Annotated in this window: 15 protein-coding genes and 1 other RNA gene; all 16 read left to right on the top strand. The window is 48.2% G+C overall.

Features of this window, described 5'->3' with window-relative positions; all coding sequences use genetic code 11:
* Window positions 1–190 precede the first annotated feature (190 nt).
* The 16 genes from rpoE to VF724_RS09305 all read left to right on the top strand — a co-directional run bounded on the left by rpoE (window position 191) and on the right by VF724_RS09305 (window position 14,764).
* Window positions 191–775, top strand: coding sequence for a DNA-directed RNA polymerase subunit delta (gene rpoE, locus VF724_RS09380; protein WP_371753982.1), 585 nt, complete (start codon window positions 191–193; stop codon window positions 773–775).
* Between the two features lie 184 nt (window positions 776–959).
* On the top strand, window positions 960–2,561 hold the full coding sequence (gene pyrG / locus VF724_RS09375) for a CTP synthase (RefSeq protein WP_371753981.1): 1,602 nt from the start codon (window positions 960–962) through the stop codon (window positions 2,559–2,561).
* Between the two features lie 122 nt (window positions 2,562–2,683).
* Window positions 2,684–3,079 (top strand): response regulator, encoded by a 396-nt coding sequence (locus VF724_RS09370; RefSeq protein ID WP_371753980.1) that lies wholly within the window; start codon window positions 2,684–2,686, stop codon window positions 3,077–3,079.
* A 239-nt stretch (window positions 3,080–3,318) separates the two neighbouring features.
* Window positions 3,319–4,944: a methyl-accepting chemotaxis protein gene (locus tag VF724_RS09365; protein ID WP_371753979.1), complete on the top strand. Its 1,626-nt coding sequence runs from the start codon at window positions 3,319–3,321 to the stop codon at window positions 4,942–4,944.
* 105 nt (window positions 4,945–5,049) lie between these two features.
* Window positions 5,050–5,904 (top strand): class II fructose-1,6-bisphosphate aldolase, encoded by an 855-nt coding sequence (gene fba, locus VF724_RS09360; protein ID WP_371753978.1) that lies wholly within the window; start codon window positions 5,050–5,052, stop codon window positions 5,902–5,904.
* A 79-nt stretch (window positions 5,905–5,983) separates the two neighbouring features.
* Window positions 5,984–7,246 carry a UDP-N-acetylglucosamine 1-carboxyvinyltransferase gene (gene murA / locus VF724_RS09355; protein ID WP_371753977.1) on the top strand — a complete coding sequence of 421 codons (1,263 nt, stop codon included), beginning with the start codon at window positions 5,984–5,986 and terminating at the stop codon, window positions 7,244–7,246.
* 94 nt (window positions 7,247–7,340) lie between these two features.
* Window positions 7,341–8,627, top strand: coding sequence for a transcription termination factor Rho (rho, locus tag VF724_RS09350; protein ID WP_371753976.1), 1,287 nt, complete (start codon window positions 7,341–7,343; stop codon window positions 8,625–8,627).
* A gap of 15 nt (window positions 8,628–8,642) precedes the next feature.
* Window positions 8,643–9,920: a radical SAM family protein gene (locus VF724_RS09345; RefSeq protein ID WP_371753975.1), complete on the top strand. Its 1,278-nt coding sequence runs from the start codon at window positions 8,643–8,645 to the stop codon at window positions 9,918–9,920.
* Window positions 9,921–10,038: 118 nt separating this feature from the next.
* Window positions 10,039–10,236 (top strand): 50S ribosomal protein L31, encoded by a 198-nt coding sequence (rpmE, locus tag VF724_RS09340; protein ID WP_371753974.1) that lies wholly within the window; start codon window positions 10,039–10,041, stop codon window positions 10,234–10,236.
* Window positions 10,237–10,305: 69 nt separating this feature from the next.
* Window positions 10,306–10,692 (top strand): hypothetical protein, encoded by a 387-nt coding sequence (locus VF724_RS09335; RefSeq protein ID WP_371753973.1) that lies wholly within the window; start codon window positions 10,306–10,308, stop codon window positions 10,690–10,692.
* A 46-nt stretch (window positions 10,693–10,738) separates the two neighbouring features.
* Window positions 10,739–11,005: signal recognition particle sRNA large type (ffs, locus tag VF724_RS09330), an RNA gene on the top strand.
* A gap of 275 nt (window positions 11,006–11,280) precedes the next feature.
* The gene (dnaX, locus tag VF724_RS09325) at window positions 11,281–13,050 is read left to right on the top strand and encodes a DNA polymerase III subunit gamma/tau (RefSeq protein ID WP_371753972.1); all 1,770 of its coding nucleotides are present in this window, start codon (window positions 11,281–11,283) and stop codon (window positions 13,048–13,050) included.
* A gap of 18 nt (window positions 13,051–13,068) precedes the next feature.
* Window positions 13,069–13,380: a YbaB/EbfC family nucleoid-associated protein gene (locus tag VF724_RS09320; protein WP_371753971.1), complete on the top strand. Its 312-nt coding sequence runs from the start codon at window positions 13,069–13,071 to the stop codon at window positions 13,378–13,380.
* 44 nt (window positions 13,381–13,424) lie between these two features.
* Complete coding sequence (gene recR, locus VF724_RS09315; RefSeq protein ID WP_371753970.1) at window positions 13,425–14,021, top strand: recombination mediator RecR; 597 nt, start codon at window positions 13,425–13,427, stop codon at window positions 14,019–14,021.
* 176 nt (window positions 14,022–14,197) lie between these two features.
* The gene (locus VF724_RS09310) at window positions 14,198–14,506 is read left to right on the top strand and encodes a DUF2508 family protein (protein WP_371753969.1); all 309 of its coding nucleotides are present in this window, start codon (window positions 14,198–14,200) and stop codon (window positions 14,504–14,506) included.
* Window positions 14,507–14,509: 3 nt separating this feature from the next.
* Window positions 14,510–14,764 (top strand): pro-sigmaK processing inhibitor BofA family protein, encoded by a 255-nt coding sequence (locus VF724_RS09305; protein WP_371753968.1) that lies wholly within the window; start codon window positions 14,510–14,512, stop codon window positions 14,762–14,764.
* The last annotated feature ends 118 nt before the right edge of the window (window positions 14,765–14,882 follow it).

The raw sequence follows: 14,882 nt of genomic DNA, 5'->3' as shown, positions 1-14,882 counted from the left end.
GGCAAAAATCATTAAACCGTTGTATTTTGCCAACAAAAGTGGGAACTAATTTTGTCGCGCGTCCTAAATGAAAATTTGCGGAACCCGGTTGCATTTTTGTATAAAATAGGTTTTACTTAATGATGATAACGAGATGGATAATGACAAGGGTCCATTTTATGGAACCCGAACGGGAAAGGATGTGGCTATTGTGAGCAGCGAATATGCACTTAAAATAACGGAAGAACAAGCAATGGAAATGCCGATGGTTGATTTGGCTTTTCTTATCTTGAAAGCGACCAATAATCCATTAAACTACCGTGAATTGATGGCGGAAATCGCAAAAATCAAAGGATACGGCGATGAAGAGGTCAACCAGGTCATTTCGCAGTTGTATACGGAGATTAATATTGACGGACGCTTTGCTTGCGTGGGTCCCAATCTGTGGGGATTAAAAAGATGGTATCCGGTTGAAAAAGCGGAGGATCCCGTAGGCGGCGGAAGACCCCGGATCATCAACGATGATGATGATGATTTGGACGATGAGGATCTTTTTGAAGAAGAGGCCTATGAAGAAGACGAGGATGAAGACTATAATCTGGACGAAGATGCGGATGAATTGTTCGATGATGATGAGGAAGTTCCCGAAATGGAAGACGATATGGACGAGGAACTGGATGAAGATATCATTGAAGAGACCGATGATGCCGAAATGGAAGACGAGGATCTGGATGAGGACGATTACGATTCGGAAGATGACACTGAGATTGATGAAGACGAGGACGATGACAAGTAATCGATTCTCCCTCCCGGTCGTCCGTCTTGACATGGATAATTGGACAGAGTACACTATTTCAAGGGCTGAAGATTATTAATTGAAATTTACGTTTCGAAAATCGTAAAGTGCCCCGTTTGAAACGGGAGTCACTTTATTTTTTTGTTATGGCTTGTCCATGATTATTACTCGGGAGGTAAATATCTTGACCAAATATATCTTCGTAACCGGCGGTGTGGTTTCATCGTTGGGCAAAGGCATCACTGCGGCTTCGCTGGGAAGATTGCTGAAAAATAGAGGGCTGAAGGTGACCATTCAAAAATTCGATCCTTACATAAATGTGGATCCGGGAACGATGAGCCCCTATCAGCACGGGGAGGTTTTTGTCACCGATGACGGAGCGGAAACCGACCTGGATTTGGGGCATTATGAACGTTTTATCGACATCAACTTGTCAAAGAACAGCAACGTCACCGCAGGGAAAGTCTATTCCTCAGTCATTACGAAAGAACGCCGCGGTGAATATCTTGGTGGGACGGTACAGGTCATCCCGCATATTACCAATGAGATCAAGGAACGGATTATTCGGGCGGCCCGGGAATCCCAGTCGGATGTAGTCATTACGGAAATCGGAGGTACTGTCGGGGATATCGAAAGTCTTCCTTTTTTGGAAGCCATCCGGCAAATGCGTACCGATATGGGACGCGAGAATGTGATGTATATTCATGTCACGTTAATTCCTTATCTGAAGGCGGCCGGAGAGGTTAAGACCAAGCCGACCCAGCACAGTGTAAAGGAACTGAGAAGCATCGGGATTCAGCCGCATATCATCGTTTGCCGTACGGAATATCCGCTTTCCGATGAAATGAAACGAAAAATCGCTTTATTCTGCGATACCGATCCGAATGCGGTAATAGAAGCCATCGATGCGGATACGCTCTATGAAGTTCCGCTCATGTTAAGAGCTCAGGGCATGGATGATATCGTCGTCAACCACTTGAAGCTGGATGCGGACGCTCCTGATATGAAGGAGTGGGAAGCGCTGGTGGAAAGGGTTAAAAAGCTTGAACACCAAACGGAAATCGCCATCGTCGGCAAATACGTTTCGCTCCATGACGCTTATTTGAGCGTAGTTGAAGCTTTGGGACATGCGGGTATCGATTGCAATACGGAAGTGGTCATCCGCTGGGTGAATGCCGAGGATGTTTATGACCACAATGTGGATGAGCTTTTGGGCGGAGTGCAGGGAATTCTTGTCCCCGGAGGTTTTGGGGATCGGGGAATCGAGGGCAAAGTGTCTGCCATTCGCTACGCCCGCGAGCAAAATATCCCCTTCTTCGGCATTTGTTTGGGTATGCAGGTGTCTGTCGTTGAATTTGCCCGTTCCGTGCTTAAGCTGGAAGGCGCGAACAGTTCGGAAATTAATCCGTCAACACCATATCCGGTCATCGACTTATTGCCCGAGCAAAAAGAAATCGAGGATCTTGGCGGCACCATGCGTCTAGGGTTGTTCCCCTGCAAATTGGCCCCGGATTCATTGGCCATGCAGTGCTATCAGGATGAACTGATTTACGAACGGCACCGCCATCGCTATGAGTATAATAATGAATACCGGGAACTGCTTGAATCATCGGGTCTGAAGGTCTCAGGCACTTCGCCGGACGGCAGACTGGTGGAAATTGTGGAACTGCCGGGGCATCCTTGGTTTTTGGCCGTACAGTTTCATCCGGAGTTCACTTCCCGTCCAAACCGGCCGCAGCCGCTGTTCCGAGAGTTTGTGCGAGCGGCATTTCAATCCAATAAATAATCCAACTTTAATAAATATTTAATTGGGACGGAAGGAAAATTTTGAGAGCTGTCGAATGTTTTAATAATATGGGTCTATTTGGATGCTTTTAATGTTTGGTGTGGATTGAAGGAGGACTGGTTGTGACGAAGAACAAAGTGTTGATAGTTGACGATCAGAACGGCATACGAATTTTGCTGGTTGAGGTGTTTTCCAGCGAAGGATATGAGACTTTTCAGGCTTCGAACGGCAAACAGGCGCTTGAAATCGTAAAAAACCATGCTCCGGATATTGTGCTGCTGGATATGAAAATTCCAGGAATGGACGGGCTGGAAATCCTGAAACACATCAAGAACATCGATAGCGAGACCAAAGTCATCATGATGACGGCTTACGGGGAATTAGACATGATTAAAGAGGCCACTGAGTTGGGAGCTCTCATGCATTTTACCAAACCCTTCGACATTGATGAGCTGCGGATGGCGGTTAACAGCCAGCTTGGCAAAGGACCTTCGAATCGGCTTGCGGTAGGTTCCTGAGACTAGGCGGAGAGCATTTGGATTTATATTTTAAGAGAAACTTCTTTTTTCCGGTACCATTGGGGAAAAGAAGTTTTTTTCTGTGAATTGATTTGTCTTCACAATTTGACGAATTATCGGAAGGATTTTGTGTAAACGATTACGAATTTTTAATATATGTCGAAATTTCGTGTCTGGATATCCAGATGAATTGCAGTCTGCAATCATAAATATAGAGAATTTTTGGGGGGTTGATTTTCATGTCCGATCAAGAGAAGCTGTTAAAAACCAGAAGCGCCAAGCTGGGATTGGCTAAAGTGATCAAGGTGGCCAACCTGCTGGAACCTGTCATCAAAAAAACCGACGATTTCTACCAAGTTAAGGACGAATTGGCCGAAATGTTAAGTTCTCATTTGAACGAGGATGAATACTTTGTCTTGGTCGATAGGCAAGGATACGGATTGCTGCACACCAACCGGCTGCGGGAAGGCATCTTGTTCAATGATGAGGTAGGCTTGAAAGCGGCTCAGACGCTTGAACCGTTAGCCCAATTTTATGTAAGGAATACAGGGGAGGTGATGATCGACTGCTCCTGTCCCATATTGACCCGAAACGGTCAAAGCTACAATTTGCGTCTCGGCCGGATCATCCACAAACCTTTTCTTCAGCCATGGTTGATGTCCATGGGATCGGTTCCGGTGCTGGTGACGCTTGCTTCAGGCTTGGTACTGCGGATGGATCCGGTGCATCTGCTCGTCAGCGCGGCAATCGGAATTGCGGTCGGTATGGGCGGTGGTTATATCCTGTACTCCAAATTGGAGGATCGCATCAGCACTTGGCTGAGTACCTCTAAAAAGATCTCCTCCGGCGATCTTTCCGCTATGGTGGAAGTCAAAGGCAGGAATAAATTTGAACAGGTCGGGTTTGAATTGAATAAAGTCACCCTGGGCTTGAAATCGATCATTTCGGAACTCGCTGCGGCATCCGAAACAACCCGGCGAATCAGCGAGCATCAGGCGACTGATACGGAGCATTTGGCTTTTGCGTTCACCGATTTTTCGGCAATGATGCAGCAGTTTCAAACGGGAACGGAGCAGCAGTTGGCCTCTCTGGAAGAATCCAAGGCCAAAATAGATGAAGTGCTGAACGATGTGAATACCATGCAGGCGAATGTTTCATCGGCGCTCAAGCTGAGCGGTGAGTCTGCGGAAACGGCGAGGATCGGTACGGAAGCGGTCAAAAACTCGCAAGAAAAAATGCGGCAAATCCAAAACACCGTGGAAAACACCTCCGCGACAATCAACCACCTTGCCGCGGTAACCCACCAAATTGTCGATCAGGTCTCATCCATTACCGATATTGCCAGACAGACCGATTTGCTTGCTTTGAACGCTTCGATTGAGGCCGCGCGAGCAGGCGAAAGCGGCAGGGGCTTCGCTGTGGTGGCTTCTGAGGTCCGCAAGCTTTCGGAAACGACCTCGAAATTTGCGGCGAATGTGCTGAATATGCTGCAAGGTGTCGAGAGGGAAGCCTTGAACGCTGTGCATACGGTTCAAGAAAGCGCCGATTTTATTAGAGAAGGAGTCGGAGTGGCCGGCGTGGCGGAAGCTTCCATCGTCAAGTTAAACCATATCGTGAACGAAACGAGACAGCAAATCACGCAAAATCACGGTATGGCGACGAAGCTTCAGGCGGATTTCCATGAGCTTTCGGGCATCATGAATGAGCTGTCCAATATAGCCCACGATTTTACCGAGTCGGCTTCCCAAACGGCCTCAGCCGTTGAGCAGCAAGCCGATACCGTAACCAAGTTGTCGGATGACGCACGGACCCTGACCAAACAATCTCAGGCTCTCGATATTATCGTTAAAAGATTCCGTTGGTAATGGGGATTTGCCCATCCGTTTAACCTCTTTACTTTTCCTTCTAGTTGTATGATATAATATGGCAGAGTGAGTTCAGCAGGATTTTGTACATAGGAGGAAGAAATCATGCCGTTGGTTTCAATGAACGAGTTTTTGCCAAAGGCAAAAGCAAACAAATTTGCCGTTGGCCAATTCAACATGAACAATCTGGAATTTGCGCAGGCGATCATGGAGGCGGCCATTGAGGAAAAGTCGCCGTTTATCTTCGGGGTGAGCGAAGGCGCGTTGAAATATATGGGAATCGAATTCACCGTTGCTTTGGCGCAAGCCGCAGCCCGGAAATCGGGACTCCCTATCGCGCTGCATTTGGATCATGGAAGCAGCTTTGAAGTGGCCATGAAATGTATTCGGGCCGGTTTTTCATCGGTCATGTTCGATGGTTCTCACTATCCGCTGGAAGAAAACATCCGCATCACTAAAGAAGTGGTCAAAGCTGCCCATGCCATGGGAGTATCCGTTGAAGGGGAATTAGGTACAATCGGCGGCGTGGAGGATGACATCAGCGTGGAAGACGAGCACGCGAAGCTGGCGAATCCGGAAGAAGCCGTCCGCTTTTACGAAGAAACCGGTGTGGATTGTCTGGCCATTGCCGTCGGCACCGCTCATGGAATGTATAAAGGTGAACCGAAAATCCATTTTGACATCATCGAGCAGGTGTCCAGCCGGATTCCCGTTCCGATCGTTCTGCACGGCGGTTCCGGGATTCCCGACGAGGCTATCCGCAAAGCGGTTCAAGCCGGTGTAGGAAAAATTAATGTGAACACGGAAAATCAGGTGGCTTGCACCGACACCATTCGCGACGTTCTGGGCAGCGACCCCAAAGTATACGACCCCCGCAAATATCTCGGACCCGCCAAAAAGGCCATGATCGAAGTCGTCCGTTCCAAAATCCGTTTATTCGGCAGCAGCAATCAGGCTTAATGAGATAAGGGAAACCATCATTCCAATGATGGTTCTCTTGTCTTCTTCAGATGCATTTGGGTGGGGGGATTTTTGATATATGGAAAAACTGATGATCGCTGGCGGCAGGCCTCTTCGCGGCACGGTTCAGATCAGCGGTGCCAAGAATAGTGCGATCGCTTTGATACCTGCGGCAATTCTCGCGGATTCCCCGGTAACACTGGATAATTTGCCGAAGGTTAAGGATGTCGATACCTATGCGGAGATTCTATGCGAGCTGGGGGTTTCCGTGGAGTGGAATGGAGATACGATGCGCATCGATTCAGGCCGCATCCGTTCTATTCCAATGCCTAACGGCCAGGTCAAACAGCTTAGGGCATCCTACTATTTGATGGGGGTGATGCTGGCCAAATTCGGAGAAGCGACCATAGGACTTCCGGGGGGCTGTAATTTTGAGCCCCGTCCAATCGACCAGCATATCAAAGGATTTGAGGCGTTGGGCGCAGAAGTCAGCAATCAATACGGCTCTATTCACATCAAAGCGAAGCAATTGCGGGGAGCCAAGATATATTTGGATGTCGTCAGCGTCGGGGCGACGATCAACATCATGTTGGCCGCCTCAAGGGCCAAAGGATTGACGACAATCGAAAACGCCGCCAAGGAGCCGGAAATCATCGATGTCGCCACGCTGTTAAATTCCATGGGAGCCCGAATCAAAGGGGCCGGAACGGAAACGATCCGGATTGAAGGCACCGATTCTCTTCAAGGATGCAGGCATTCGATCATTCCGGACAGGATTCAGGCGGGTACTTACATGATCGCTGCAGCTGCGACAAGGGGAGACATTCTTGTTGACAACATCATTCCGAAGCATTTGGAAGCGATGACGGCAAAGCTGCAGGAAATGGGTGCGCACATTTATGAGATGGATGAGTCGATACGCGTCATCGGTCAAAGCGATTATGCGAATGTCGACGTCAAAGCCCTCGTTTACCCCGGATTTGCTACGGATTTACAATCTCCGATGACCAGTCTCCTTACACAGGCAAATGGTGTCAGCATTCTAACGGATTATGTGTATAACAATCGTTTTAAACATGTTCCCGAGCTGCTGCGCATGGGCGCAAAGATCAAATTGGAAGGCCGCTCCGCGGTAGTGGAAGGCTCCGCTTTAAACGCGGCTAAAGTGAAGGCAACCGATCTGCGTGCCGGCGCCTCGCTGGTGATTGCGGCTTTGACGGTGGATAAGGGCGTTTCGGAAATATCGGGAGTGGAGTATATCGACCGCGGTTATGATAATCTGGTTGAAAATTTGCAAACGATGGGCGCCGAAGTGTGGAGGGAAGCGGAAAAAAAGGTTTAAGCTTTGCGTTAATGGCAATGATAATGATGGGATAATATGTTTGCTGTAAAAGATTTTTAGGAAAATTGAAATCATAGAATGTGGTGGTATTGACATGGAAGATTTAGCATTGTCGCAGCTTGAGGAACAGAAGCTTACTGAGTTATACAAGTTGGCGAAAAAATATCAAATAGCATATTACGGCCAAATGAAAAAAAAAGAATTGATTTTCTCTATCCTGAGGGCTCAAGCAGAGCAAAGCGGTCTCATGTTCATGCAGGGCGTTTTGGAGATCCTGCCCGAAGGCTTCGGCTTTTTAAGGCCGATTAATTATTTGCCGAGTACGGAGGATATTTACATCTCTGCATCGCAAATCCGCAAATTTGACTTGAGAACAGGGGACCTGGTATCCGGAAAATGCCGGCCTCCGAAAGAAAACGAACGATTTTTCGGTTTGCTTCACGTTGAAGCCGTAAATGGAGAAAGCCCCAGTACCGCTGCAGAACGCCTCCATTTTCCTGCACTGACGCCTCTTTACCCGGAAGAAAAAATCGTATTGGAAACGTCCCCTGAAAAATTGTCCACCCGAATCATGGATTTGTTGGCTCCCGTCGGTCTGGGCCAGCGCGGTTTGATCGTTGCTCCCCCCAAAGCGGGGAAAACTTTGCTGCTGAAGGAAATCGCCAACAGCATCTCGACGAACTATCCGGATATTGAATTGTTCGTGCTGCTGATTGATGAACGGCCCGAAGAGGTCACGGATATGCAGCGTTCTGTCAAAGGAGAAGTGGTTGCCTCTACGTTTGACGAACTGCCTGAAAATCATATCAAAGTGGCGGAGCTTGTCATGGAACGTGCGCAGCGCTTGGTGGAGCATAAAAAAGATGTTGTGATTCTTTTGGACAGTATCACAAGATTGGCGAGAGCTTATAATCTTGTCGTGCCGCCATCGGGAAGAACATTATCCGGGGGGATTGATCCAGGTGCATTCCACCGTCCGAAGCGGTTTTTTGGGGCAGCAAGAAACGTGGAAGAGGGAGGAAGTTTGACCATACTTGCCACGGCGCTGATTGATACGGGGTCCAGAATGGACGATGTGATCTACGAGGAATTTAAAGGGACGGGGAACATGGAGTTGCATCTGGATCGCAAATTAGCCGAACGCCGCATCTTTCCCGCGATCGATATCCGGAGGTCGGGTACGAGAAGAGAAGAGATGCTGTTAAACAAAGAGGAACTGGATAAATTATGGGTGATTCGCAAAAATATGAATGATTCTCATGATTTTGTCGATGCATTCCTCAAAAAGCTGGCTGAATCGAAAACGAATGCTGAATTTTTGGCATCCCTGGATACCGGAGGAACATCTTCGGCCATCGGCAAAAAAACCAGAAACGGATAAAGGGGAGCCATCCAAATGAATTTGGTCTATGCGGATCGGCTTGGCAATGTGTACGATCACCCGAAGCTGTTGGGCCTTGGCCGCGGCGGGGACATGCTTGCCGAAATGTTTGATGATGAATTGATCCCTCTGCCCGAAGGGGCGACGTTAGTGAGCCTTCCCGATACCCGTCCAATTGGTATGGATCCCGATACAGGAAAGATGATGGCTTTAGACGAGTATGTGAATGCGGTTGGCGCGCTGCTTCCTCAAGGATATACAAGACTGTATGTTCCAGGATATATCAAAGCCGACCCTTCCGCTGTGCTACCTCTGTTCGGCTATACCGCCGTTGTTTGGAAAGACGATAAATTTTATGCGGCAGCGCACCGTACGGATGATCCGGAAAGATGGAATCCGAAAAATTGTCCTGTCGAAGAACTCGAATTAAAGGTAGAGGCCTATTTAAAAAAACATCCTCAAAATCGGCTGTATCAGCATCTGTCTCATTGTGCCTTGACCTATGAATGCCTGACAGCCTCAAACACTTTTTTAAACCGTTGGGAAGGAGCGGTGCCCGTTTCCTTTTCGTGCAATGCGGGTTGCTACGCATGTATTTCGGAGCAGCCGGAAGAGAGCAGTTTTCCTGCTCCGCAGACCCGCTTGAAATTCAAGCCGACAGCTGATGAAGTGGTTGAAGTGATGTTGGAGCATTTGCAAACGGAAGACAGCATCATCAGCTTCGGGCAGGGCTGTGAAGGAGAACCTTCCACGCAGGCGCCGTTGATTATTGAAGCTATCCGGAAGGTCAGAAGCCGGACGAATCAGGGGTACATCAATATCAATACAAATGGCGGTTTGTCCGACGCGATCCGCGGGATTGTGGATGCCGGATTGGATCTTATGCGAGTAAGCACGATCAGTGCGCTGGACGAGCATTACAATGCGTATTACAAGCCGAGGGGATACACGCTTCGGAATGTGGAAAAGTCGCTCCGTTATGCGGTTGATAAGGGAGTGTACACATCCATCAATTATTTGGTTTTTCCGGGGGTAACCGATCGGGAGGAAGAATTGGAGGCTATGATTGAGTTCGCCCGCAGAACCGGTTTGCGGCGAATTCAACTGCGCAATTTGAATATCGATCCGGAAAGCTATTTGGCGCTGATCCCCAAACCGAAAGGCGAGCTTTTCGGGATGAAACAAGCCATAAACATTTTGCAGGTAGAATTGCCCGATGTGGTCATCGGTTCCTATACCCGCATTCCTTCAAAAAAACGGAATCTGCGGTTGCGGTTGGATGAGAATGTTTAAGATTTTTGATCGGCACATTTTCTATTGCAACGGTAAGCGGGCCTGTGCTATAATTCGTTCATGTGTCAATTTAACTCTGGATTCGCCATGAATTCAGGGCGGAAAGAGGTGAAAGTTCATGAAAGAAGCTATTCAACCCAAGTATCATGTAACGGCTGTTACTTGCGCTTGCGGCAATACGTTTGAAACAGGTTCCGTCAAACCCAACCTTCGTGTGGAAATTTGCTCGGCATGCCATCCGTTCTTTACGGGCAAGCAGAAATTTGTCGACGCCGGCGGCCGTGTGGACAAATTCAAAAAGAAATACGGTATATAGAACTGCCTAATAATAGCAGAATATACAAGCCTCCTTCGGTCATTCTAAATGATGAGGGAGGTTTTTTACATGAACAAAAAAATATCGGCAAGCTTGTTTACGATCATTATTTTATTATTGTCCGGTTGTGCCATCAACAATGGAGACAGAACCAGAATTCAATCGTATTCGAATGACGGGTACATGGGTCTCAGCAGCGCCAATCCCAATCTGGTGACAAGTCCGGGATACCATACTTACAGCAAGGACTATCGCTTGATGCAGGATACCTTAAAAAGGATTCCGGGGATCAGGAGATACTGGATGAATATTGAGGGTGGGCAGGTCAATGTGAGATTGGTGCTGAAAGAAGGTTTGACTTCAGGAGAGATCAGCGGCATCTACGACCGCGCTTATAAGGATCTCAGCCTGATGATGCCGCGTTACAGAATTAATCTGATCCAACCCGCCAAATAATGCTTTCTGTTGATATTTGACCTTGGATCGGATATACTTATCCTTACCGTGCTAGACGGGGAGGTAGCGGTGCCCTGTAACTCGCAATCCGCTGTAGCGAGGTTGAATTCCTGTTACGAGGTCTTGCGGTGTAAGGACTGGCCTCTGTTCGGGGTGTTGACGGTCGGGTCCTTCGCAATGAAAGCCAGTGAACCCGGTCAGGTCCGGAAGGAAGCAGCCGTAAGCGGGAAGTTTCATGTGCCGAAGGGTAGCCTAACCCGAGCCATCGGCAGGGGGAAAGCTTGGGCCGCAATGATCAAGGACAGGTGCACGGTTTTATCCATAACACGGTCAATACACTTGCCCATGTGGCAGGTGTTTTTTTTCACATAAGAATTTATTTATATGTTTTCGGTCATCTCGGAAAGGCAAATTCTTATTGGCATAAAAACCCGCCTCTAAAAGCGGTCGATCATCATTGAATTGGTCTCGGTAGAGGTTTTTTTATTGCAGCAAAGACGAATTTTATAATGACTCGTTGGTCAACGAAGAGCTTCTATAGTATAATGAAGTTCAAATATTCCTAACGGAATTGTTGGAGAGGACACAATGAGTCATATAGCGCTATACCGCTCATGGAGACCGAAAACTTTCCGTGAAGTGATCGGACAAGAGCATATTACACAAACCCTGCAAAATTCCATCAGGGAAAGCCGCGTTTCCCATGCTTATTTATTCAGCGGCCCGAGAGGCACCGGGAAAACGAGCACCGCCAAAATTTTGGCGAAGGCGGTCAATTGCCGGAACGGCCCCTCCGAGGAGCCCTGCAATCAATGCGAAGCCTGCAGGCGTATTGCGGAAGGGTCGGTCATGGATGTCATTGAACTGGATGCCGCTTCCAACAATGGGGTTGACGAAATCCGGGATATCCGCGATAAAGTAAAGTATGTTCCTACGGAAGTACGCTATAAGGTATATATTATCGATGAAGTCCATATGCTTTCCATCGGGGCTTCCAATGCCCTGCTGAAAACGCTGGAGGAGCCCCCTGCCCATGTGATATTCATATTGGCTACCACAGAGCCCCATAAGCTTCCCGTTACGATCATTTCACGCTGCCAGAAATTCGATTTTCGCCGGGTATCCTTAGAGGAGCAGGTGGAGCGGCTGCGGCATATATGCGAACAGGAAGGCATCCGCGCCGAACAGAAAGCACTTTCTCATATTGCCCGGCTCTCAGACGGAGGCATGCGTGACGCGCTTAGCCTGTTAGATCAAATTATCTCGTACACAGGCGGGGAAGTCAGCTATCAAACGGCAGTAGCGCTTACGGGAGGAATCGCTTCCGACGAGTTTCGGAACATGGCCCTGGCCATCAAAAACCATGATCTGGGCGTCGTCCTTGACATGATCGACCGTTTTATGCAGGAAGGCAAAAGCGCGGAAAAAAGCATTGAAAACCTGATCCAATACTTCCGTGATTTGCTGATGTTGAATATCCTGCCTGCGTCCCCGGACTTATCAGGAAGGATCTTCGCGGATGATGATGTCAAGGAACTGGCGGCTGCTTATACATCTGATCAAATTTTTGCAATCATCGATACCCTGAATCATTACCAGAGCGAGATGAAATATGCTTCCCAACCGCATATCCTGTTAGAATTGGCGTTGCTGAAAATCAGCAGCGATCTGTCGCAGAGGCAGCAGGTGAAGCCGGAACGGCCGATTGCCGCAGAAGCTCCCCGAAAAATAGTCGAGCTGGAACGGAAGTTGGAACAGATGGAACGCCAGTTGGCCGACCTTGCCAAAACGGTTCTTTCCACAGGCGGAGGGACTCCGCCTCCCGCAGGAGAGGCCCCCAAAACTGGACATTCCGCAGCGGGGAAACGCCCTAATCCAGGTGCAACCCAGTTGTCCAAAACGAAGGATGCCTCTAGAATGAAAGAGTTTGCCGGGGAAAGAGCAAAGCCTTGGTTTCAGGAAGTTCTGATGCAGTGGAGCCAGGTGTTGAACCGGGTGAAGGAAAATAAGATCACCGTTCATGCTTGGCTCGTTGACGGCGAACCGGTTTCGGCTTCCAAGGATACGGTGCTGGTTGCCTTTAAAAATACGATTCACCGGGAAACCACAGAAAAACCGGCCAACAAGCAGCTTATTGAGAGTGTGTTGGAGTCAATTCTCGGCAAACCGCTGAAGCTTGCAACCATTATGCTTAAAGAATGGAACGATGCTATTCAGGAGAAGGATGATCCGGGGCAGACAAGCGAAGAATTGAAGCTGGAGCCTGAAGAGGAAACGCAGGGAAAGTACAAGGAAGAATGGATTAATCAGGCAATCGAATTGTTCGGCGAATCGATGGTCGTGATCAAGGATGAATAAACAAGGAGCGTGGATCAAATGAAAAATATGAATCAAATGATGAAACAGGTCAAAAAAATGCAGGAGCAAATGCTCAAAGCCCAAGAGGAATTGGGCAATAAGACCGTTGAAGGAACGGCAGGCGGCGGTGTGGTTTCAGTTACCGTAAACGGTCATAAAAAAGTGCTGGGCGTCGTGATCAAACCGGAGGCGGTGGATCCGGACGACGTGGAAATGCTTCAGGATCTGATTTTGACGGCGGTGAATGACGCCATCTCCAAGGCAGATGAAATGGCCAATCAGGATATGGGCCGATTCACCTCCGGAATGAACATTCCCGGTTTGTTCTAACAAAGCCAAGCCGGGAAAGTCAGCTTAAAGAAGGGGTTGCTCCATTGTATTATCCGGAACCGATTGCCAAGTTAATTGACGCTTTTACACATTTGCCGGGAATCGGAGTCAAAACGGCGGGAAGACTGGCGTTTCACGTGCTCCGCATGAAGGAAGAGGATGTATTGGATTTTGCCAAGGCGCTTGTGAACGTCAAAAGAAACCTCCATTTTTGCACCGTATGCTGCAATATCACAGACGTCGATCCATGCAGGATCTGTCGGGATAAAGGCAGGGACGAGTCCGTGATTTGTGTCGTTCAAGAGTCGAAAGATCTGGTCGCAATGGAGCGAACCAAAGATTTTAACGGCCAATACCATGTGCTTCACGGCGCGATATCCCCTATGGAGGGGGTGGGACCGGAAGAAATCCGGATAGCCGAACTGCTGAACAGATTGAGTGATGAAAAGGTTAAAGAGCTGATCCTGGCCACCAATCCGAACATTGAGGGAGAAGCGACGGCCATGTACCTTTCCCGGCTGGTTAAGCCCTTCGGCATTAAGGTTACCCGCATTGCACATGGTTTGCCGGTGGGCGGGGATTTGGAATATGCGGATGAAGTCACGCTTTCCAAGGCGTTGGAAGGCCGGCGTGAAATTTAACTTAAGACGGGACAAATCAGGAATCGTGAGTTGAAAAATCTCATGATTCTTTTTTTTTGACCGAACTGGGTTCTAAACGGGGGGTTTTCCCATATGTATAAATTAGCCGCACAAAATATCGGGAAAGTGACGCTCTCAGGGAATCGGCTAAGCCTGGACAAGGAGTGAAAAACGTAATGCGATGGACAAGGCTGTTGCGTTCGACAAAAGAAAGGAACCAGATACCGAATGAAAAGGTCAAGTTGATCGAGGAAATCAACAAGGCCAGAATGGAATGGAGCGTTGCGCAGGAGAGATTGAATTACGTGCTCGAAGAGGATCAGATTGATTATGTTATATTCATGCTGGAAGCAGCGGAAAAAAGATACGGAATGCTGCTGCGTAGCGCAAAGAAGATGGACCTCAACATGCTTGATATCATAGGAGATGGCAAGCGAAAACCTACGTCTCATGATTACATGAATAAGCTTTCGGCAGGTGAATAACCGATGTGGATGCTGCTGTTTGTCGTGTCCTTGTCGCTGCTTGTGATTATTTTGCTCCGTACCCGGATTCATATACAGTGGTTCGGTTATGCATTATTAAATTTGATTCTCGCCGCCTTCATTTTGTATTTTATCAATTTATCCGGCGCGTGGATCCATTTCCGTCTTCCCCTTAATCTTGTTACTGTTTTGACGGTGGGCATATTGGGATTTCCCGGTCTGCTTCTGTTGGTGGCAATTAAATTGACCTTGTTCTAGAATTTTTCCTGATCTTGTCATGTCGTTGTGCTGTGATAATGTCACCCTGTAACTGTTCTGAGATAATGTCACTATGGGACAGGAGACATTGACATTGACTAGAGCAGAGTTGAAGAAG

It is taken from the genome of Ferviditalea candida (assembly GCF_035282765.1).
Taxonomy (GTDB): domain Bacteria; phylum Bacillota; class Bacilli; order Paenibacillales; family KCTC-25726; genus Ferviditalea; species Ferviditalea candida.
Note: the sequence above shows the minus strand (reverse complement) of the source record. Positions and strands in the feature narration are given on the sequence as shown.